Annotated in this window: 18 protein-coding genes and 2 pseudogenes; 12 read left to right on the forward strand and 8 right to left on the reverse strand. The window is 69.0% G+C overall.

The window, feature by feature from the left end:
- Positions 1 to 146: 146 nt before the first annotated feature.
- The 9 genes and pseudogenes from AB0J53_RS16825 (at position 147) to AB0J53_RS16865 (ending at position 8,605) form a co-directional block, all read left to right on the forward strand.
- Complete coding sequence (locus AB0J53_RS16825) at positions 147 to 338, forward strand: ferredoxin (protein ID WP_219501861.1); 192 nt, start codon at positions 147 to 149, stop codon at positions 336 to 338.
- A 30-nt stretch (positions 339 to 368) separates the two neighbouring features.
- A complete protein-coding gene (locus tag AB0J53_RS16830; protein ID WP_364172827.1) occupies positions 369 to 1,547 on the forward strand; it encodes an FAD-dependent oxidoreductase in 1,179 nt (392 codons plus the stop codon).
- The gene (locus tag AB0J53_RS16835; RefSeq protein WP_364172830.1) at positions 1,537 to 2,781 is read left to right on the forward strand and encodes a cytochrome P450; all 1,245 of its coding nucleotides are present in this window, start codon (positions 1,537 to 1,539) and stop codon (positions 2,779 to 2,781) included. Before AB0J53_RS16830 ends, AB0J53_RS16835 begins: the two co-directional genes overlap by 11 nt.
- 40 nt (positions 2,782 to 2,821) lie before the next feature.
- Positions 2,822 to 3,742, forward strand: a complete 921-nt coding sequence (locus AB0J53_RS16840) for a hypothetical protein (protein WP_364172833.1) — start codon at positions 2,822 to 2,824, stop codon at positions 3,740 to 3,742.
- Between the two features lie 110 nt (positions 3,743 to 3,852).
- Positions 3,853 to 4,767 carry an AraC family transcriptional regulator gene (locus AB0J53_RS16845; RefSeq protein ID WP_364172836.1) on the forward strand — a complete coding sequence of 305 codons (915 nt, stop codon included), beginning with the start codon at positions 3,853 to 3,855 and terminating at the stop codon, positions 4,765 to 4,767.
- 87 nt (positions 4,768 to 4,854) lie between these two features.
- A pseudogene (locus AB0J53_RS16850) lies at positions 4,855 to 5,106 on the forward strand (transposase); the annotation flags it as partial.
- A gap of 214 nt (positions 5,107 to 5,320) precedes the next feature.
- Positions 5,321 to 6,991 (forward strand): hypothetical protein, encoded by a 1,671-nt coding sequence (locus AB0J53_RS16855; RefSeq protein WP_364172839.1) that lies wholly within the window; start codon positions 5,321 to 5,323, stop codon positions 6,989 to 6,991.
- A 384-nt stretch (positions 6,992 to 7,375) separates the two neighbouring features.
- The gene (locus AB0J53_RS16860; RefSeq protein ID WP_364172842.1) at positions 7,376 to 7,498 is read left to right on the forward strand and encodes a hypothetical protein; all 123 of its coding nucleotides are present in this window, start codon (positions 7,376 to 7,378) and stop codon (positions 7,496 to 7,498) included.
- 255 nt (positions 7,499 to 7,753) lie between these two features.
- Positions 7,754 to 8,605 (forward strand): AfsR/SARP family transcriptional regulator, encoded by an 852-nt coding sequence (locus AB0J53_RS16865; RefSeq protein WP_364172844.1) that lies wholly within the window; start codon positions 7,754 to 7,756, stop codon positions 8,603 to 8,605.
- Between the two features lie 81 nt (positions 8,606 to 8,686).
- On the opposite strand, the gene AB0J53_RS16870 is transcribed toward AB0J53_RS16865, so the two are convergent.
- The 7 genes and pseudogenes from AB0J53_RS16870 to AB0J53_RS16900 all read right to left on the reverse strand — a co-directional run bounded on the left by AB0J53_RS16870 (position 8,687) and on the right by AB0J53_RS16900 (position 16,360).
- Positions 8,687 to 9,397, reverse strand: coding sequence for a sulfotransferase family protein (locus AB0J53_RS16870; protein ID WP_364172847.1), 711 nt, complete (start codon positions 9,395 to 9,397; stop codon positions 8,687 to 8,689).
- Positions 9,398 to 9,417: 20 nt separating this feature from the next.
- The gene (locus tag AB0J53_RS16875) at positions 9,418 to 10,458 is read right to left on the reverse strand and encodes an endonuclease/exonuclease/phosphatase family protein (protein ID WP_364172850.1); all 1,041 of its coding nucleotides are present in this window, start codon (positions 10,456 to 10,458) and stop codon (positions 9,418 to 9,420) included.
- 136 nt (positions 10,459 to 10,594) lie between these two features.
- On the reverse strand, positions 10,595 to 11,503 hold the full coding sequence (locus tag AB0J53_RS16880) for a lysylphosphatidylglycerol synthase domain-containing protein (protein ID WP_364172853.1): 909 nt from the start codon (positions 11,501 to 11,503) through the stop codon (positions 10,595 to 10,597).
- A gap of 38 nt (positions 11,504 to 11,541) precedes the next feature.
- Entirely contained in the window at positions 11,542 to 12,717 is a 1,176-nt protein-coding gene (locus AB0J53_RS16885; RefSeq protein WP_364172856.1) for a glycosyltransferase family 4 protein, read from the reverse strand.
- Positions 12,718 to 12,760: 43 nt separating this feature from the next.
- Positions 12,761 to 13,729, reverse strand: a complete 969-nt coding sequence (locus tag AB0J53_RS16890; RefSeq protein WP_364172859.1) for a UbiA prenyltransferase family protein — start codon at positions 13,727 to 13,729, stop codon at positions 12,761 to 12,763.
- A 20-nt stretch (positions 13,730 to 13,749) separates the two neighbouring features.
- The gene (locus AB0J53_RS16895) at positions 13,750 to 14,790 is read right to left on the reverse strand and encodes an NAD-dependent epimerase/dehydratase family protein (RefSeq protein ID WP_364172862.1); all 1,041 of its coding nucleotides are present in this window, start codon (positions 14,788 to 14,790) and stop codon (positions 13,750 to 13,752) included.
- Positions 14,772 to 16,360, reverse strand: a pseudogene (locus AB0J53_RS16900) (aminotransferase class III-fold pyridoxal phosphate-dependent enzyme). The gene AB0J53_RS16895 and the pseudogene AB0J53_RS16900 overlap by 19 nt, the downstream one beginning before the upstream one ends.
- A gap of 192 nt (positions 16,361 to 16,552) precedes the next feature.
- On the opposite strand from AB0J53_RS16900, the gene AB0J53_RS16905 reads away from it, so the two are divergent.
- Complete coding sequence (locus AB0J53_RS16905) at positions 16,553 to 17,806, forward strand: glycoside hydrolase family 18 protein (protein WP_364172865.1); 1,254 nt, start codon at positions 16,553 to 16,555, stop codon at positions 17,804 to 17,806.
- 130 nt (positions 17,807 to 17,936) lie between these two features.
- Here AB0J53_RS16905 and AB0J53_RS16910 read toward each other — a convergent pair whose 3' ends face one another.
- Positions 17,937 to 18,983, reverse strand: coding sequence for a hypothetical protein (locus AB0J53_RS16910; RefSeq protein ID WP_364172867.1), 1,047 nt, complete (start codon positions 18,981 to 18,983; stop codon positions 17,937 to 17,939).
- A 308-nt stretch (positions 18,984 to 19,291) separates the two neighbouring features.
- Here AB0J53_RS16910 and AB0J53_RS16915 point away from each other — a divergent pair, with 308 nt between their 5' ends.
- Positions 19,292 to 19,816, forward strand: a complete 525-nt coding sequence (locus AB0J53_RS16915; RefSeq protein WP_364172870.1) for a peptidase inhibitor family I36 protein — start codon at positions 19,292 to 19,294, stop codon at positions 19,814 to 19,816.
- Positions 19,817 to 19,821: 5 nt separating this feature from the next.
- Positions 19,822 to 21,213 carry a hypothetical protein gene (locus AB0J53_RS16920; RefSeq protein ID WP_364172873.1) on the forward strand — a complete coding sequence of 464 codons (1,392 nt, stop codon included), beginning with the start codon at positions 19,822 to 19,824 and terminating at the stop codon, positions 21,211 to 21,213.
- Position 21,214 lies beyond the last annotated feature (1 nt).

Consider the following 21,214-nt stretch of genomic DNA (forward strand, 5'->3'; position numbering starts at 1 on the left):
CGGCCGAGAGAAGCCAGCAAATGCCATGAAAGTACCGGAATCGGTCAATAACGGCGTGGCCGCTGCGGCGTGTCTCGGCGATCGTGGTGGCACCGAGTCGCCGGCGGCCCGGAAACCCCCGGGCACCCGTTCCAGAGAGGTTCGATATGGATGTCACCGTCAACAAGCCTGCCTGCGTGGGCGCGGGCCAGTGCGCCCTGGTCGCCGGAGAGCTGTTCGACCAGGACGACGACGGCATCGTGATCATGCTGAAGCCGACGATCGGTCCCTCCGACGAGGCGACCGTGAGACGCGCGGCGACGTTGTGCCCGGCTCGCGCCATCAGGATCGCGGAGTAACAGGGAATGCCATCTGGTGCGCGATCAGAGGTGCTCATCGTCGGCGCGTCGGTGGCGGGGCTGTCCACGGCCGGAACGCTGCGTGACGAGGGCTTCCCGGGCGGAATCACCATGATCGGCGATGAGGACGCACTGCCGTACGGCAGGCCCCCGCTGTCCAAGCAGATCCTGTCCGGCGAGTGGCCGATCGACGAGTCCGCGTTGTGCACCCCGGCTGAGCTGGACAGACTCGGCATCAGGCTCGTACGGGGAACGGCAGCGGTGTCACTCGACCCTTCCGAGCGGGTCGTGACCACGGCCTCGGGTGACGACATGCGCTACGGCACCCTCGTGGTGGCCACCGGGGCATCCGCCCGCCGGCCGCCCTACGGCGACGGCCTCGGGGGCGTCCACTGTCTTCGTACCCGCGCCGACGCCACGGCCCTGCGAGCGGACCTCGCCACGGCCCGGCACGCCGTCGTGGCAGGCGCGGGCGTCCTGGGGTCGGAGATCGCCGCCGGCCTGCGCAAGCTCGGTCTCGCGGTGACCCTCGTCGGACGGTCACCGGAGCTGCGCCTCGCGCAGGCGGGCGCCTTGTTGTCGCCGCTCATCGCACGACTGCACCGCGAGCACGGCGTCGATCTGCGACTCGGTGAGGAGGTCGTCGCGCTCCGCGGCGCAGACCGGGTGTCGGCCGCGAGGTTGTCCGGCGGCGACGTCATCGAGACGGATCTCGTGGTCGCGGCCATCGGATGCGTCCCCAACACCGGCTGGCTGTCATCGAGCGGGCTCGACGTGTCCAACGGGGTCGTCTGCGACTCCGCGGGCCGTGCCGCTCCCGGCGTCTTCGCCGCGGGCGACGTGGCGGCCTGGACCGACCCCGCAACGGGGATCCCCACCCGGGTCGGGCACCAGCTCAACGCCGCCGAGCAGGCGCAGATCGTCGCCCGGACCATCGCCACGGGCGCCGTACCCACCGCGCAACCGGTCCCGTTCTTCTGGTCGGAGCTGTTCGGCACCAAGATCCAGGTCTTCGGGCGCTGCGACGGTGTCTCGCTGGACACGATCGCGGGCGACACCTCGTCGGGACGATTCGTCGCCGCCGTCCAGCGAGACGGAGTCGTCACCGGAATCGTCGGGTGGAACATGCCGCGCGACTTCCGCATCGCCCGGGAGCGGGTCGGCCGTCCGGCCGAAGGTCTCGACCGATCAAGACAACGTGTTCACTGACAGGAAGGTAGCGATCGTGACGGACTCGCTTTCCACCACACCCGACACCACGGCGGCGGCCTGCCCGTTCCACACCGCCGTCACCATGCCGTTCGACGGGACGCCGCAGCGGCCGTCGTCCCGCTTCGCCGAATGGCGGGCACAGGCTCCGGCGACGCGGATGAAGGCGTCCGACGGAAACGTCGGCTGGTTCGTGACCCGGCACGCCCTCGCCCGCGCCGTGCTCGGGGACGCGAGGTTCAGCCAGCAACCGCAGCGGTTCCCCCTCGGGCCGACCCGCTCCTTCGGCGACGCGGACGAGGACGCGCTGCGCTCGATCGCGTCCGGAAACCTGCTCTCGCTCGACTCGCCGCAGCACGTGAAACTGCGGCGGGCGGTGATCGGCCGTTTCTCCGTCAAGTCCGCCCAGAGCCATAGAGCGGCCATCGCGGCGTTCACGGGGAAGCAGCTTGAGCGATTTCTCACCCACGGCTCACCCGCGGACCTGTACAAGCACTACGCGGAGCCCGTGTCCGTGTTCGCCCACTGCCGCGTGCTCGGGATCCCCGATGACCACATCGAGGGGTTCACGGCGGCCTACGTCGAGGAGGCGCCGCTGGACCTGATGTTCGGCTTCGTCCGGACACTGCTCGACGTCAAGAAGGACGACCTCGGAGAGGACGTCGTCAGCGATCTGCTGCGATCCGAACTCTCACGACACGAAATCGAGGGAATCCTGACCCTGCTGATGGCCGCGGGCCGCGACGCGGTCGCGCACATCATCGCGACCGGCGCCGCCCTGCTGCTCTCCCGCCCCGCGCAGCTTGAGAGGCTGAGATCCGAGCCGGCCCTGATCTCGACCGCGGTGGAGGAGTTCGTCAGGTACGGCGGGATGTTCGTGTCCGTCTTCCCCAGGACGGCGACCGAGGACGTCGTCCTTGAAGGCATACGCATCCGTAAGGGTGAGTCGGTGTGGGTATCGCCCGCGGCGGCCAACCGCGACGAGAGACGCTTCGCGAACCCCGACGAGTTCGACGTCGGCCGCGACGCGTTCGGGCACCTCGGATTCGGATACGGGACGCACGGCTGCGTCGGGCAGCAACTGGCGCGGGTGGTGATCGCCGAGGCGATCACCCAGCTGGTCGCGGGTGTGCCCTCTCTCACGCTCGTGTCCGCAGAGCAGGACGGCCACCTGCCCTTCGCGGGCGACCTGCCGACCTACCAGACAGGAGCGGTGTTCGTTGCGTGGAAGTGAGCGCCGGGACGCGGCGGGCGGCACCGCGTCCGGCGGGACGATGCGCTGGCAGACACTTCCGTCCGGGGTGCCGGCGAGCACGGAATGGTCTCATTCCGGCATAGCGCTGGATCGGGAGGGCAACCTGTTCTGGGCGCACCCCGGCGGCGGGGCGGTTCTGGTCCGGCGAGCGCTCGACGGCGGTGTCGAGCAGATCGAGGTGCCCCTGCTCGAAATCCACGGGATCAGCTACGACCCTCGCCGTGGAGGTGCGCTCTGGCTCGCGGATCCGGGTTTCAAGCCGCGACCGCCGGACTACGACGTCGAGGCACGCGAAGGCCGCGGTGGCCGCCTCGACCTCAGGACACGAGAGTTCACCGCGTTGAGCCGGCCGTCGCACCCGGCGTACGCGAAGGATCCCTGGCGGCCCACCTCCATCGCGGTCGACGGGCCGGCCGTCTTCGTCGCCGACGGCTACGGCGCGAGCCTCGTCCACCTCTACGGCGACCGCGGGCACGAAAGGACCATCGACGGCTCCGAATCGGGGCTGCCCTTCGCGTGCCCGCACGGCCTCGTGATCACCGAAACGGATCGCGGCCGGGAGTTGGTCGTGGCCGACAGGGGCAACCGGCGGCTGGTCACCTTCGGGCTGGACGGCACATACCACGGCACCTTTACCCACCCCGGGCTGAGGAGTCCGACCTGCCTCGCCGTACGAGAGCGCGAACTCATCGTGACCGACCTCGACGGCGCGCTGACCGCGGTGGACCTGGAGACGGGCGCGCTTCGGCACATCATCCCGTTTCCCGCCGCCGGCAAGAGAGACGGCTGGCCGAACGCCCGGCGCGGCGGCACCCTGAGCCGGCCCGACCTGGTCGAGGGCACGCTCAACAGTCCCCACGGCGTGGCTGCCGGGCCCGACGGCTCCATCTACCTCACCGAGTACGTCATCGGTGGCCGCGAGGTCCGGCTGACGCCGTAGCCGGACGGCGAGAGTCCGGGCCCCAGGGCCACGACGGGTGAGCCGGCGCGGCGGCTACGCTGAGTGGAGAGCACGGGGGACCGGGCTGCGCGAAAGAAGGACCAGGGTCAATGCGTATCGTCTATGAGCATCTTGAGCCGGAATTCCCGGTCAACTGGCGCTACACTCGGTTCCAGGAGCCTCGGCTGGATGCGTACTGGCATTTTCATCACGATTACGAGCTGACCTACATCCTCAACGGAAACGGCACCCGCCTGGCCGGGAGCTCGGTCGAGGAATACCGGCCCGGAGACCTTTCCCTGTTCGGTCCCAATTTGCCGCACACGTACGTGTCGACGCCCGAGAGCGAGCCGATCGAGGCGATCGTCGTCCATTTCACCCGGGATTTTCTCGGCCCGGAGTTCTTCGACTCACCGGTGTTCGGAAACGTCGGGCGGATGCTCGACGACTCGCTGCGCGGCATCCACTTTCCTGAGGTGGTCCCCCCGCTCGCGGGCCTTGACCGGCTCGCAGCCCCGGAGCGGACGGTCGAGCTGATCAGGATCCTCGTCATGCTGAGCCGGGCGCCCTACATCCTGCTCACGACGGGACGGAGCCCGTCCGTTCTCCACCACGGCACCGCGCTGCGGATCCAAGCCATGATGAAGGTGATTCATTCCGGTTACACGGCCCGGTTGTCGCTGGACGACATCGCAGCGGCGGCGCACATGAACGCCAGCGCCGCCAGCCGGCTGTTCTCCCGCAGCACCGGTTTCACCGTCTCCCACTACGTGAACCTCGTCCGCGTCAACCGGGCCTGCCAGTTGCTGCGCGACACGGATCGCTCGGTTTCGGTGATCGCCGCCGACTCCGGATTCGGGAACCTCTCCAATTTCAACCGCCGTTTCCGCGAACTCAAGAACATGTCGCCCCGTGAGTACCGCGCGAACTTCCGGGTCGAATTGGAGGCGGTCGGCGGCAGGGACCTCCGCGGCGTCCGGGTGGATCTGCGCGAGCTCCGCAGCCGGCGTGGGAGCCGTGTTTAGGCGCCCGGTCCCGGGCCGCTCCAGTCGGCCGTGCCATCGACCCCACACGACCGAGAAGCGTCACGAACCCATCGAACCCTGCTGATACGGCTGCCGCTGCCGCCGCTGCGGATCCCGCGCGTGCTGGGGGTCGATGACTTCGCGCTCAAGCGCCGGCACCGGTATGCCACCATCCTCATCGACACCGAGACGGGCGAGCGGATCGATGCCCTGCCCGGCCGCGGGGCCGAGGTCCTGGAGACGTGGCTGCGCTCCCACCCGGGGGTCGCGATCGTCTGCCGCGACGGGCCAGGCGCCTACGGCGAGGCGGTCCGGCGTGCCCTACCGGATGCGGTGCAGGCCGGCCGCGCTCCTCGGCTCGCACATGTCCAGCCCTTCGTGGCGATGGTGAGCCCACTGGGCCTGTCGGCCGGCCTTGCAGGCATGTGCCCTGGCGGCGACACCGCGCCGGCGACGCCCCGCACGAGATCCGCATGGTCTGAGATCGCACTGGACGGCGATGATCACGTATGCGAACATGAGTTCGACAATTTCCCGCCTGAATGGAGTGCATGTGCGCTTCTCCAACTCTGGCCGTGCTCCTCTCCCCCACCGATTAGTCGCCCTGGCCGGCTCCCTGTTCCTGGCAGCGGCCCTGCTCGTCGCCCAGGCGCCCGCCGCCTCGGCCGCCGACACCGTCACCGACCTCGGCGTAACCGCCGGCAGGGGCGGTGACGTGGTAGGGCACACCGGCAAGATCTTCGTCGCCGCCGACGACCGGATCGTGGTCACCAAGAGCGACGGCACACTCATCGACACGATCGGCGGCCTGTCCGGCGCCCTGGCCCTGTCCGTGGCGGACAACGGCAGGCATGTGTACGCGGCGCTGCGCGACTCGCATGAAGTGATCGAGATCGACATCGCGACGCTCGCCATCACCAGGCGGGTCGACCTCAGCGCCTACCCGTGCCCGTCCACGCTGGCGCAGGCGTACGAGCGGGTGTGGGTCGGCTACGGGTGCGGGCAGGCGGGGGCCGGAGGCGTCGTCGCGCTCGAGACGTGGAGGCCCACGCCCGCCCTCGTGCCGGTCGAGTCGGGCACGACGCAGCCTCCGCTGGTCGCCGTCGCCGGTCGCACGCTGGCGGCGGGAGAGCCGGGCGCCGGCCCTGCCTCGATCAGGCTGTACGACGTCGGCACCGCTCCGGCCACCCCGCTCGGCGAGATGCGCGCCGGCACGGCCCTGCGGGACCTCGCGCTCGCCGGCCACGGGTCGACGGCGCTGTCGGCGCTGGCCGACACCCACCGGTTCGACGCCTGGGACACGGCGACCAAAGCCACGACACGCGCGTACGACAGCGGCGAGCTGAGCGAGCATGGCATCCCCGCCGCCGTCGCGGCCAGCCAGGACGACGCCTACGTCGTGGGCGGCTGGAACTCCGCCGCGGGCGACGCGGCGGAGCTCGTGGTGTACGACCCGGCCACGGCGGAGGTGATCTACTCGGCCGGCCACCAGGGGAAGACGCTGGTGCCGGGCAGCATCGCCTTCTACGGCGTACTCACCTACGCGGTGCTGAAGGAGCCCGGCACCGGGCGGATGCACCTCTGGCGGCTGCCGCATTCGCCGTACCACGCCTCCGCCCTGACCATGACGGCTCCGTCCGAGGCGACCGCGCTCAAGCAGCTGACCTTCCACGGGCGGCTCACGCTGAGCTCCGGCGCGCTGCCCGGCGTACAGACGCTTGAGCTGTACAGCTGGCTCCCCGACGGCACCTCGCGGCCCTTCCGGGAAGTCACCACGGAGGCGGACGGCACCTACCAGTTCACCGACACCGCACCGGCAGGAGGGTCGTACGAATACAGGTTGTCCTGGCCGGGCAACTCATGGTTCCGGAGCAGCTGGGACACGGCTGTCGTCGCGGTGAGCCGGTACCAGCCGGTGCTCACGGTGACCGGTCCGCAGACCGGCACCGTCGGCGAGCCACTCGCCTTCAGCGGAACGTTCGCCGCCGACGGCATCACCTTCCCGCCCGGCGTTGTCCTCGTCGCCCGTACCGTCTCCAATTCCGAGGGCAGTACCTCGAAGAGTTTGGCCAAGATAACCACCGGTGCCGACGGGTCGTTCAGCTTCGCCGACACGCCCGAGACGGCCGGCAAGTACACGTACGTCATCCGATCGGTGGCGAACTCGGCCGTCGAGTCGGCGAGGACCAGCCACGTGATGCTCGTCCGCCAGCCCTCCACGTAACCCCGACGGGGTGACGGCGATCCGAATCGCCGTCACCCCTGTCATATCGTTGAACCACGAAACCCCAGTCCGCTCGGGTCTTCCCGCACGAACGGATGCGGGCCGCGCGACCGCCCATCGTTCGGCAGGCCACCGGCGGCGCCCTACGCCAGCTCCGGGCCCATCATTATGTGAAGTCTGTTCTGTCAAGCGGGGCTATTCGCTATCAGCTGGCCGGTTCCGTATAGAACCTGGACAATCGCCTGGCGTGATGGGGATTTCCGGGTTTCAGCCGACCTTTCTCGTCGGGCTCGAAGCTGTCCGCGTGCAGCACGGACCGGGCCTTGCCGCGCGATCGCGCGTTTCGTCGAGGACGGGGACTGGTTCGCCGACTGCCCCATCGTCTTGGACTTCGACGGGGTCCGGGTAGAGATCTGCCACTGGAAGTTCGACGAGCTGACGATCGGCTGGCGTTCTTCAGGTGATGACCTGGCGGACGGCACCCTCGCGGTGGAGCTCGCCGGTTGATCTCGATGACCGGCAGCCGGTGCGCGAGCCCGCGTAGCCGCGTACAGCGGATCGAAATCGGCCTCCCGTAGCATCCGGACATCCTGGACCGACACAGGAGGGGACGATGCAGAACTGGCCATCGCGTTCCACGTCCTGGTGGCGATTCTGCCGTCCATGAACGCCCCGGACAATCAGCCGGGCGTCCGCGCAATTAGACACCTTGGACAACCAAAAGGATCGGCACCTACTGATACGCGAAACGGGGGAGGCTGCATGCCAGACGCGCAGGGCGATCGGCTCGAGATCGCCGGGAGGATCGGGCCGGTGGAGTTCCGGGTGTTGGGCGCGGTGGAAGTGCTCAAGGACGGGGCTCGCGTCAACCTGGGCGGGGCACGGGAACAGACGCTGCTCGGCGCGCTGCTCCTGCATGCGAACGAGCCCGTGAGCGTCGGTTATCTCGTCGAATCCGTGTGGGATCGCCCGCTGGCGTCCCCGGAGACGAATCTGCGGAGTTATGTGTCCAGGCTGCGCCGCCGGCTGGACGCGGTGCCGCATGGCGGGGACCGGCTGGTCACCCGCAGCGGTGGCTATCTGCTCGTGGTTCAGCCGGGCGAGCTGGACGCCGACGTCTTCGAGCGGCTGCTGGACGAGGCCGAGCGCGCGCTCGCCGCGGATGATCTGTCCCGGGCGGTGACGGCGCTGCGACAGGCGGTGGACCTGTGGCGGGGCGCGCCCATGCAGGGCGGCCGGGCGGGGCCCGCGCTGTGTTCGGAGCTCACCCGGCTGACCGAACGGAGGTTGTGGGCGTTGGAGCGTTACTACCACACGAGGATCCGGCTCGGCGAGCACGCGGCGGCCTCCAACGACCTGCACCGGCTCGTCGCGCATCACCCGTTGCACGAGGAGCTCTGGGCCCTGCTCATCGTCGCGCTCTACCGCTCCGGTCGCCGCGCCGAGGCGCTGGCCGCGTACACGCGCGTGCGGAATCGGCTGGCCGACGAGCTGGGGATCGCGCCAGGGCCCCGGCTCCGGCAGCTCCATGCCGCGGTCCTGCACGACGATCCCGCACTCGCGCCTCGCCGGCCGGCCGACGACCTGGCGGAGCTCACACCGCTGCCGACATAGCCCTCGGACCATGTCCGGTCGCTCGCCTGCCCGCCACCGCCTACGGCTCAGGGCCGCATCTCCGCGGTGCCACCTGGCCTCCTAGGCGCCCGGCCAGGGTCGCGTCCGGCCCAGGAGCAGCGGGAGCGCCCTCCCTCCGAAGCCGCCTCGGCTGCTGCTGTATTCCGCTGTGTCGTTCACCCGGGGGAACGGCTCATCGGGCACCGGCACCTCGAGGAATGCGCAGAGCGGTTTCCAGCCGTCGCGGACGTCGAGAACCAGTAACCGGTCCGCGGGTACGGTCTCCCGGATCTGCGCGGTGTGCTCCTCGAACAGCTCGACAGCACGTTGCGGCGTCTGCTCGGCCAGGAATCGCAGGGCCTGCGCCTCGTACGTCACCTGAAAGAGCCTGACCAGTGGAGCGAGATCCGTGCCGAACATCGACGACAGCAGGACAGCGGCCTTTCCGGGCAGCGAATCGACGCGCCGGCGTCGCTCGTACAGCGTCTTCCGTATGCTGTCCAGCCAGCGTTCGGGGTCGCGCACCGTGTGGACGACCTTCGCCTCCGGATAGCAGCGGACCAGCCTGCGCCAGCAGACGGAGGCGGGCTCGCCCAGGAGTGACGCATACCCGGTGAGGATGCCTTCCCAGGGCGCCGAGTCGTCCTCGATGATCCGGAGCAGCGGCCGGATCAGCTCCGTCCTGTCGAAGATCGCTCCCGCGCTGAAACACGGGCCGAATCCGAGCCGTACCAGCGCGACCTCGAGGGACGTCGTTCCCGTACGGCCCAACCCGGTGGCTATGACCTGCATCGATCTCTGCTCCTGTCTCGTCACGAGGGACGGGGGACGCCTACGTGGAACTGCTGGGCCAGGTGGTCCGAGAAGGCCCCTCCGCCGGCCAGCCGGTGGTTGGAGACGGCCACGTCGCCCTTGGTGTACAGCCAGTCGAGGCGCCACAGCGCGGGCAGCGAGTAGTCGCGGACGGGCCACGTGTGAGGCGCCCCCAGGGAGCTCCGGGGCCAGTGCGCCTCCGTACCGGATCCGAGGGGGTAGAGCTCCATCCAGGGCGTGTTGAAGTCACCCGCCACCACCGCCGGGTTGGGGTTACCGGCGAGGTCCGCGCGCAGCCTGTCCAGTTCCTTGAGCCGCCAGGTGGCCTGTTCCTCGATGAGCCGGGCGGTCTGCGAGGTGAAGACGCCGGAGAGGCTGCCGCGGAAGGGGTTGTCCCCCAGCCGGAAGGGCGTCGGCAGGTGGACGTTGTAGAAGGAGACCGTGCGCCCGTCGATCCGGATGTCGGTGCGCTGGTTCTTCGCCGCCTTCCAGAACCACTGGGAGCCGGTGCCGGGCACGTGCTCATGGTGCGTCGCGACGATGGGCAGCCGGGAAAGAGTGACGAACGTGCTGTCGACGGACAGGTGGTAGCCGGGGAATTCCGCCCGCAGCCGGGCCGACTCGTCGATGCGGAACACGTGGTTGTACGGCGCGGCCTCTTTCGCGTGCAGATATTCCTGCAGGAGATAGACGTCGGCATCCTGGCGGCGCAGGAAGGCGTAGAAGTCATCCCTGTCGTCCCACATCTCCCAGTATCCGGTGTTCCAGGCGAACACCTTGATCCCGCCGGAGGCACTGGTGGTGCCTGACCATCCACGGCCGTAACCGGCCAGATAGGCCCCGGCCAGCAGCAGGAGAACCAGGACGACCGAGAGCCAGCGGCGGACCGGGCGCGCGAACCACACGAACGCGAGCAGCAGCAGCGGCACCACCACCGCCGTCACCGGAGGAGTGGCCTCGAAGACGGACCACACCCACCACCGCCCGGCGAACAGGATGAGCAGGACGAGGTACGTGATCCACGCCGCCGTGGCGGCCACGAGGAGCCGTGTCCCCTTGCACCAGCGGCGTCGTGCGCCCGGGGTCTCCCGCGGCTCCCCCGTGTCGTCTCCTTCGGGCGGGGACAGGGACGGATTGCCTTCTTGCGCCTGTGCGTGTTCCATCGGAGCGTGCGTCCTAACTGACCTGTCGATAAGTGTCTGACGGTTTCACGCGGCGGATTCCGGCCAGCATCCCCAGCACGCCGAGGGTCGCGACCACGTGGCCCAAGGTCGTGATGGCCCGGCTGAGCAACAGCAGGGTGACCAGGTCCGGCCCGCCGAGCAGAACGCCGAAGGTGAGGCTGAGCACGGCCTCGCGCACCCCCAGGCCGGCCGGCGCGAACGACAGCCCTCCGGCGACGGCGCTCAGCGCGAACCCTCCGATGCCCAGCGTCATGGCGGACGCCGCGGGCACCCCGAGGGCGATGCCGATGATCGCCGCGTGCAGGCCCGTGCACCACCATCCGAGAACGCCCAGGGCGATCACCGCCAGGGAGACCCTGCCGGTGGGAAGCGTGATCTCACGCTCGCCCCGTCGCAGTAGCCGCTGGCCCAGGCGGATCAGTCGCCTCAGCAGGGGCGGCGCCAGCATGACCACACAGGCGCAGAGCACGAGCGGCACCATCAGCCACCATCGGGGACTGTCCGCCACCAGTCGCGGGAGGGCGAGCAGCCCGACCAGCGTCCCGCCGATCGCCGTCATGATCATCATCACCAGGCCCGCCCCGAGAAGCCTGGTCGCCGGCACTCCGACCCGCCGCGCGAGCGTGGCCTGGGTGACGGTGGGCCACATCGCCCCGGGCAGGTAGATCGTCACCCCGGAGAGGAAATACAGCCAGGCCGCGTCGGTAACGGCGAGGCGTCCGCAGGTGCGCGTCACCAGGAGCCGCCACCCGAAGAATCCGGGGAAGTTCGCCATCACGGTGACCCCCACCGCGGCAGCGGCGGCCCCCCAGCCCACGGAGCTCAGGCTGTCCGCGAGTCCATGTCGTACACGCCAGACCTGCCAGCCCAGAAAGACGGCGACGGCCGCGTAGACGGCCACTCTCAGAACCTTGAGAACGCTCTTCGAGGAACGCACCGCTATCGCACCATCGTGGTTCGGCGATGCGAGCCGATGACGGAGGGGCGGTCCCGGAGCGGAACGAGCTGATCGAACAGTTCCTCGTACGCCTTGAAGCAGTTCTCCTTGTCGTAGAGCTCCCGGGCCCTGCGCCCGCCCTCCGCGCGCTCTTCCGGGGTCAGCGCCGCGAGCTCGGTGATCGCGCGGGCCAGCGCGGCCGGATCACGCATCGGGACCCGGCGGCCGAACCCCGTTTCCATGACGGGCGAGCGTCCTCCAGGAAAGTCCGTGGTGACCGAAGGGACGCCGACCATCATCGCCTCGGCCTGCACGATGCCGAAGGATTCCCAGATGGACGGCAGGGCGAAGACGTCGATCGACGCGTAGAAGTCGTCGATCTGGCCTCCTCTCAGCATGCCGAGCATCCGCACCCGGCTGTCGTCGCCGATGAGCGGGCGAAGCCGATCTTCGATTCCGCCGCCGGCCACCTCGATCCAGTCGCCGCCGATCAGCAGCCGCGCGTCCGGGTCGTCGAGGAGCTGGAATGCCCGGATGAGGTATTCGATCCCCTTCTCTTCCACGATCCGGCCGAGGAATCCGATGTGCAGCCCGGGGCCGTCACGATGGTTCGGCTCGGCGCCCCGGCGATCCAGGCACGGCGGCGCGATCCCGCGCCAGTGCCTGCGCCTGATCATGGGCCACAGTTTGGAGCCACGCGCCTGATCGGAGCTGTTGAGTACGACGGCGTCGGCGAACCGCATCGCCATCCACGTGGAACGGCTGACCGCGTTCGTGGCGACCGAGTTGACCACTCCCGGTGGCAGCCACAGGTCGGTGTGGTGCGTGATCACCAACGGCCGGTCCCGCACGCTCAGCGCGATCGGCGCCACTTCGAGCATCGGCACATGCAGGTTGACGATCGCCGACCGGCGAGCGACACGCCGGACAAGGGGCACGAACTGCGGGCTCACCGGCCCCCGCCCGATTCTGGTGCGGACGGGGCTGCGAAAGATCGAGACGCCGGCGCGGAGCTCCCGCAGGGGCAGCGACTCGTCGTGCTGGACGGCCACGACCGCCACCCGGCTCCCCCGCTTGGCCAGCCCCTCCGCCAGCGTCTGGGCATAGATCGTCAGCCCGCTGACGTACGGAGCGTAATAGTTGATGATGATCGCAACGTCGAATTCGTGAGCACTCATGGCAGGCATCGATTCCTCACCCGGACGCGACCAGGGCGTGAGTTCATGGCATGGCGGGATGGTTGTCGAGCATCAACAGGACGCTGAACGCGACCGCCCACAGGACACAGGCGCACTGCAGGGTGCGGTCGCGCAGCAGGTGCCGCACCGGGTCGCCGTCGTTCCGGCTCGTCAGCTGGATCTGCAGGTAGCGGAAGACGATGAAGAGCGCGAACGGGGCGGACAGCGCCATCGCCGTCTGGCCGTGGTCGCGGCTCAGCGAAGCCCCGGTTCCCAGGTACATGAGGCCGGAGATGAGGGCGAACACCGACGTGACCTGCATGAGCCAGCCGGTCAGCTCCACCGTGTAGCCGCGGAGCGCCGGCCGGTGCGCGGCTCCCGCGCCCAGGAGTTCCTGGCGTCGCTTGCCGAGGAGGAACAGCACGGATACGGCCAGCACCGTGACCAGGAGCCAGTGCGCGACGGGTTCGCCCACCGCCAGATAGCCCTGGACGACCCGGAGGACGAAGCCCAGCCCCACCGCGCTCAGGTCCACAAGCGGGACGTGCTTGAGAACCAGGCTGTAGGCCACGTTGAGCCCCAGGTACACCAGCACCGGCCAGCTCGGGACAGGGGCGAAGGCCAGCATCGCGCCGAGCGAGGCGAGCAGTCCGGCGCAGTAGAGGTATCCCACCGACACCGGAATCCGGCCGGAGGCGATGGGGCGGTGGCATTTGACCTCATGGCGGCCGTCACGGTGCCGGTCGGCGATGTCGTTGCCGACGTAGACCGCGGCGGAGGCCAGCATGAACGCGCCCACAGCCCACGCGATCCTGCCGGCCATCGCGACGTTCCAGGGCCAGGCGTCGATGAGCGCGAGCGGGACGAAGAAGACCGCCTTGACGGAGTGCAGCGGCCGCGCCAGCCGGACGAGGTCCAGGACCCACCGCAGCCGGCCGCCCTCGGCCTGTTCTGCCGGTGAGTCCGGGCGCTCGGAGTTCCTCGGCACACCGGTGGATCCCATGACGTGCATGTCGCAACCTCCGGCCAGGCTCAGAAGAAGACCTTCGCGAGTGACAGTGCGCCCTGCCGCCAGGCATCGCGGCTGGTCCGGCCCGCCCTCCCGGACGACCTGGCCTGACGTTGTTCCTGCCACCACTCGTACGTGCGGAGGATCGCTTCCCGGTTGGACAGCCGGGGCCGGAAGCCGAGCCGGTCACGGGCCTTGTCGATGCTGACGTAGGAGTCGTCGAGCAGTTTGTGGGCCAGCCGCCCGTACACCGGGGAGAGCCGCATCCGCTCCAGGATCCGGAGTCCGGCCAGAGCCGGCCGGGCCGGGAGCGAGACCACCCGTTTGCCGTGGCCCGCGGCGTCGAGCACCGCCTGGAAGTTCTCCCGGACCGTGCCGAACTCCGCGGCCGCGATGTTGTACGTGTCGCCCGCCACGTCCGCCGGAGCGGAAAGGACGCCGACGACGGCCTCCACCAGGTCCTCGATGGCCAGCATCTGGTTGCGGGTATTGCCGTCACCCAGGACGGGGAAGTTGCGCCCTTCCTCGGCCCACTCGAAGAGCATCGCGAACAGGCCCATCCGGCCGGGGCCGACGAAGGTCTTGGGCCGCAGGATCGGAACGCACATGCCGTCCGCCCGGTACTCTTCGGCCACCTCCTCCGCCGCGCTCTTGGCCCGCGTGTACGGGTCGACCGGCTCGCGCGGGTGATCCTCCGGGGTCGGCACCAGCTTGGGCAGCCCGTAGACGGCGGTGGACGAGATGTGGACGACCCGCTCGACGCCGGCGCGGCGTCCGGCCTCGAGCACACTGCGGGTGCCGTGGACGATCACGTCGTGGATCTGGGCAGCCGGGTAGCTCGGCAGCGCACCGGCGCAGTGCACGACGGCGTCGGCCCCCGCCATCGCGTCGGTCAGCAGCGCGGTGTCGCGGATGTCGCCGATCCGCTGCCGCCAGCCGTAGCCGGGGTCGGGCGACAGGCGCAGGTCCACGCCGACGACGTCACGGCCCTGCCCGACGAGATGCCGGGCCAGTGCGCCGCCGAGCATTCCCGCGCTTCCGGTGACTACGATCCGCTCGGCCATCGCGGCGCCACCTTCTCCCGTACGAATCGGACGAGGAGCCGCGACAGGCCCTTGGCCAAGGTCTGGTCCAGGGCGTCCAGGAAGTATTCGACGTCCGCGGGCTCCGCCACCAAAGGGGGTGCCACGACGAGCGGATTCCGGCCGTTCAAGGTGTAATACGCGTAGACGTCGTGATCATGATATAAGGCGTCGATGACCGAGCAGGTGATCAGTTTGACGCGGAAATTCGGGTCGCGAGCCAGGCCGCTGGGCGCCAATTTGGCGACGAGATCGAGGATGCGCGGCCCGCCGTCCAGGAAGACGCCGTACAGCGCACCGGCGCCGCGCACGTCGGCCACCGCATGGCCGTGCTCCTTGCGGATCCGGTCCAGACCTGGCGCCAATACCTGCTCGATGTCCCTCGCCCGTTTCGGATAGTCGTCCTCGACGGCGATGTTGACGGCCTCGATGGCGGTGACGCTCTCCTCGCCGAACCCGTAATACGTCGTGCTCGTGCTGAGCAGGAGGGAGTCGGTGAGGTTGTCGTACGCCTTGCGGAACACCGGCTCCCTCGCGATGTACGCAGAAACCGAGGACTTTCCGCCGCCGAACGATTTCGACGTCGTGAGAATGTCCGGGACGAGATCGGGGTAGCGCATGAAATAGAACAGGCTCCCGGACTTCCCCCATCCGGTGTAGATCTCGTCGAAGATCAGGATGATGCCTTCCTCGGTGCAGAGATCCCGCAGTCCGCGCAGGAACTCCTCCGAGCACAACCGCATGGTCGACGCGCTGAACGGCTCGATGAGAATCGCGTACACATCGCAGCCGCCGTCCGGCCGGCGGGCCCGGCGGACCGCGTCCCGTACGGAATCGAGGTCGTCGTAGCGAAAGCTGCCGATGCCGGGGATCGTGGGAAAGGCGAAATTCTTCTGCGCCCCGCCGGTGAGGCCGGCGGATCCGAGCAGCTTGCCGTGAAAGCTGATGTCGGCGTGGAGAATCTGCCCTCTTCGGCCTCATGGTATTTGTACGCCATCTTGACCGCGCCTTCGACGGCCTCGGCGCCGGAATTCGGGAAGAACGACATGTTCAGGTCGCCGGGCAGCAACTGGGCGAGGTTGTGGCTGAGCGCGGCGACGTAGGGCGAGAAATAGGTCTTGTGCACCTCCATGCGCTGCCGGTCGGCGAAGCGGCGGCGGGCGGCGAGGATGCGCGGATGATTGTGCCCGTGGTTGAGAACTCCGACCCCGCCCGTGACGTCGAGGATGCGGCGGCCGTCACGGGTCCAGATCCACGCGCCTTCCGCCCGGTCGACCAGTTCGCGGCCGAATCCGAACGAGGTCATCAGGGACACCTGGCTGCGGCTGACATATTTGCGGTAAAGGTCGTGAACCTGTTTTGCGGTAAGACGCTCACACTCGTCGACTGTGATCAGCTTGGACATGTGGGCATTTCCTTTCGCAGGCGTGAAGACCGCGTTCCCGTCGGTGACGGCCCGCCCTTTTATTGCCTGACCGGCATTCGCAGGATGACAGTGAGGGCGCTCAAATCCCGCCCAACTTCCGCCCAAGACGGGTGGCACGGTATTCATCCGGGCCCGCGCTGCCGGCCCGCCCGGACCCGTCACCGGGGGGACGCCGGCTCCAGCGGCCGGGGCGCCTCTTACGCGCCCGCCGGTACCGGCATGCAGCAGCCTGCCGTCCGCCCGTTGACTGGCCGATCGCGACGTCCTACCGTCAGTGCCACTTAAAGGAAAGTTTCCTATAAATTCGGGAGACGTCACGTGAAGAAGGTCCTGCTCGCCCTCACCCTCTTACTCGGCATGACGGTGGTGTCAGCCCCCGCCGAAGCCCACCGCGACGGCTTCAAGAGAGTCGCCTACTTCATCCAGTGGGGCGTCTACGGCCGCAACTACCACGTCAAGGACATGGAAGCCAGCGGAGCGGCCCGCAAGCTCACGCACATCAACTACGCCTTCGGGCTCGTGAACCAGCAGGCCGAGTGCTACTCCTCCGACCCCTGGGCCGACTGGCAGCGGCCCGTGCCCGCCGAGCAGAGCGTCGACGGCGTCGCCGACGCGGAGGGCCAGGCGCTGAACGGCAACCTCAACCAGTTCAAGAAGCTCAAGGCCAAGTACCCCAAGCTCAAGATCCTGATCTCGCTGGGCGGCTGGACCGGCTCCGCGCACTTCTCCGACGCCGTCCTCACCCCCGAGTCGCGCAGCAAGCTCGCCAAGTCCTGCATCGACCTGTGGCTGCGCGGCAACCTGCCCGGCCTGCCCGAGGGCGCGGGCGCCGGCATCTTCGACGGCATCGACCTCGACTGGGAGTGGCCCGGCTTCCCCGGCGCCCCCGGTAACGTCGTCCGCCCCGAGGACAAGCAGAACTTCACCGCCTTCGTCGCCGAGCTCAGGTCGCAGCTCAACGAGTACCGGCGCAACGCCCTGCTGACGGCGTTCCTGCCCGCCGCCACCCGCGTCATCGACGCCGGGCTGGAGGTGCCGAAGATCTTCCGCAACCTCGACTACGCCACCATCCAGGGCTACGACCTGCACGGCCCGTGGGACAAGATCACCGGCCACCACTCCAACCTCTTCAACGACCGCCGCGACCCCAACGAGATCCGCGAGAGCCTCGACCAGACCATCACCTACTACCGCGAGCGCGGCGCCCCCGCCCGCAAACTCGTCGCCGGCGTCCCCGCCTACGGCAAGGGCTGGACCGGAGTCCCCGCCGGCCCCGCCCGGGACGGCGTGTACCAGCCCGCCACCGGCGCGGCCCCCGGCAAGTGGGAAGCCGGCTCCGAGGACTACAAGGACATCCTCGCCAAGCCCGGCAAGCGCTACCGCGACCTCAGGACCGGCGCCGTGTGGCTGTACGACGGCAACGAGTTCTGGACGTACGACGACCCGACGGTGATGCTGCAGAAGGCCGCCTACATCCGGCACAAGAAGCTGGGCGGCTACATGATGTGGTCCATCGACGGCGACGACGCCAAGGCCTCCCTCACCTCCGCCTTGTACAGGGTCCTGCGCTAGATGCGCTTGGCCAAGATCTTGTGACTCTCCCTGATCGCGCCTTCCGGCCGCGGTCAGGGAGAGTCGCCACGGCCCATGCGTTCCCGCGGCTGCGCGATCGCCCGAAGGCGGGAGCGCGTCCACGACGGCGTCACGGCCGCCCCTCCCGCCGGAGCATGCCGACGACGGTGGCCAGATGGTGGGACAGCGAGTAGGCCTTCCACTCACCGGCGCCACCGGCGCCGCCGTCCCTGCGGGCGGCCCTGGCGATCCGCTCGTCGCCCCAGGAGAAGTCCGCGCCCTCGTGCGGCCAGTCCGGCGACTCGACCAGTTCCTGGCAGAGGTCGTAGAAGGGCGTGTGCTTCCGGTCCTCACCGACGGGCCAGTAGTACAGGAACCATCGGCGCCCGACCGTGTAGCGCAGGTTGGGCGCGGGCCAGCCGGGCTCGTCGAGCAGCAGGCCGGGATGGTCGACCCCGTAATCTCCGTAGCCGACCTCGTCCCAGGAGCCGGCGATGCGGCGCCAGAGGTCGGCTTCACGCCGGGGAATGCACGTGACCTGCGCGGTGGCAGGCGTGACGAAGGTCTCGGGCGGCGGGAACGATCCGGCCACGACGGTGACCGACTGCCAGCGGCCGGCCTCGTCGACGAGCGGCCCCAGGCAGTCCGCCACGCGGGTGAAGGCGGTGGCGGGCGAGGTGATGTAGCCGCAGTCGATCACCAGGTCGGTACGCCATGCCGGTTCCCCTATGGAGCGCAGTTGCTCGAGAAGCATCTCGGGGCCGCGCAAACTCGGGAGGAATTCGCCGTCCACCCGGAGGCATACTCCGCTCTGTTGTTTCTGAATGGCGTCACGCACCTCGTTGAGATCGTCCAGGGTGTCGCCGAGATGCGCTACGGGGCGGAAAGAATAGAAGTCGAGCTCCACGGCGAGAAACTTCAAGGCTTCCCGGGCGCCCGGCTTTCCGAAGCGGCCGACGAGCGGCCTCGTGTCCAGGGCGAGGTCGACGCCGCTGTCCAGCCGATTCTGCCGGAGCTGCCCTGTCACCCGGTCCACGGCCACCTTCGGGGATCCGTCGCCCGGCCGGGCCACGACCTCGATCAGTGGCCTGACGCTGTCCTTGACCTCCTTGCTCGCATGGCCGAGCGCCTGCAGGCTCGGCCGACGGCTGTTGACGATGACCGTGTACGCCGTCATGGCGGGTTCTCCGTGCGGTTGCCGTCCCTGTCCTGACGGTGCACTTCGCCGGTGAGGGCGTCAATATCCGCACAGTCAGGTCCGCACGCCTTCACCATTCCCGGGCTCCGGGCCATTACGGGATCGCGTTTCAGGTTGCCCGAAACCCGCCAGGACAGGGCCGGCACATCACCGGAGGGCGACGTTCCCCATTCCCCGCGTGCATCAACCGTTTCGATTCGATATCGACTGCTCGCCGGAGCCGAGTTTCTTGACAAAAGCCTCGACTACTGTTTCCGGCGAACCTGACACAACTGCGAGGAGGCGACGTGTTACCCAGGCTCACACCACTGCGCGTGGCGGCAGTCACGCTGATCACGCTGATCACGCTGTCGGGCTTCACGGCCATGCCGATGGGCGCAGCGCAGGCGGATCGGGTGGATCCGTCGGTCCAGGAACAGGTGGACAGTCAACTGCACGACTACCCGGGCGGTGTGCAGAGCGCGCCGGGCGAGATCACCTACGCCGGAGGGTCGGTCAAGGTCGTCATCCCGCGCGCCGGCGCCGCCGCCACCTGCCCGAGCGGCTGGTACTGCTTCTTCCAGGACAGGAACTGGATCGGGCGCATGCTGCAGTTCCGCGACTGCGGCGGCAACCAGTCCCTGACCGACTACGGCTTCGGGAACCAGGCCACCTCCTGGGTGAACAACACCCGGCACCTGGTCGAGGTCTACGACAGGGACGTCGACCCCTTCGACACCCTCTGGCGGGAGGCCGCGAACGCGCGTGCCTCCTACGTGGAGGCCGGCAAGGACAACCGGGCCGACTTCTTCCACACCTACTGCGGGAGCTGATGGCCATGCGCTCTGTCAGCGTGGCCATCGCCGCGACGCTCACGCTCCTGGCGTCGATGACACCGGCGGCGGCCGACCCCGCGGCCGGCCGTGACTGGATCAGGTCCACCACCACGACGTTCACCCTGGACGAGACCGCCGATCAGGCCCGGAGCGGCCCCGAGCACGCCACGGCCGGGACCGATGCCGACGACGTCCTGCGCAAGGTCGCGGCGGGTGACTACGACTACATCAGCCCGTCCGACTGCGCCGCCAGCGACGAGGCCGACGAGCCGGGCGGCTGGATCAAGAACCGCTTCGCGTGGTGCAAGCGCGACTACAAGACCGAGTCGACGGCCAAGGCCTGCGACCCGCAGCGGCCCGACGTCTGCGTCATCCACGGCAAGCTGAGGACCACCTTCACCGTCATCGGCTACGGTGAGCACACTCAGGACCCCGACCGCCCGAGCAGGTCCGAGCGCTACCTGGGCTTCGGCTTCCACGTGACCTCGATGGTCCCCACCGGGGTCTTCCTCAACCCGGAGGCCACCTACAGCCTCAGCATGCGGTGCTACACCAACGGCCCGCCGGCCGACTGTTCGGCGCCGACCGCCAACGGGGCGCTGAGGCCGGTGTCGCACTGGCAGCGGGACTGGACCGCGAGCGTCGAGTTCATCTCACAGGCTCAGCCGCCCGCCCGGCAGCACGGCGACCAGTTCGTCCACGGCGAGGTGACCGTGCTCTCCCTCGGCCAGGTGCCCGGCTACCTGGGCGCCGAGCAGGCCGAGCACCCGGCCACCAGCATCCGCTTCGACTCCTCCTGGTACAACGGCACGGCCAAGCGGGGCTCCATCTTCTACGTGCCCGATCCCCCGGGAGAGGCCAGGCCGCATCCGTTCCTGACGTTCAGCTCGGCGGCCAACAGCGGGTACAAGGAGGTCGCCGACCATCTGGACCAGGCACTGAACCGCCCGAAGGAGACCAAGCCGCCGTTCTCCGACAAGCAGCTTCCCGGCAAGTCGATGAGCAACCCGCTGCACCGGCTGGTGGAGAAGTACGACGGCGACGGCGGCTACTCCGAGAAGCGCGTCGCCGCCAACCGGTACGAGGCCAAGGCGTGGGGATGCGATCCGTACTTCCCCCGGTGGAACGAGCCGAGGTGGCCGCCGGACGACCCCGACGGCCCTGACAGCCGGCCCGCCTTCGAATGCGACGAGTATCCCTTCGCCTCCACCTTCGAGGGCGCCGGCCGCTGGAAGTATCCCGCCGACGAGTACGGCGGCGCCCGCTACCAGAACATGTTCTCCGCCAGGCCGGTCTTCTGGCGGGACAACAAGAAGGCGGGCGAAGTGCTGCTGGCCTGGTACAACTGGGACCGCATCGCCCACAAGGACGCGTTCTTCATCAGGGTCCGCTAGC

The organism is Nonomuraea sp. NPDC049725, assembly GCF_040674795.1.
GTDB classification, from domain to species: domain Bacteria; phylum Actinomycetota; class Actinomycetes; order Streptosporangiales; family Streptosporangiaceae; genus Nonomuraea; species Nonomuraea ceibae.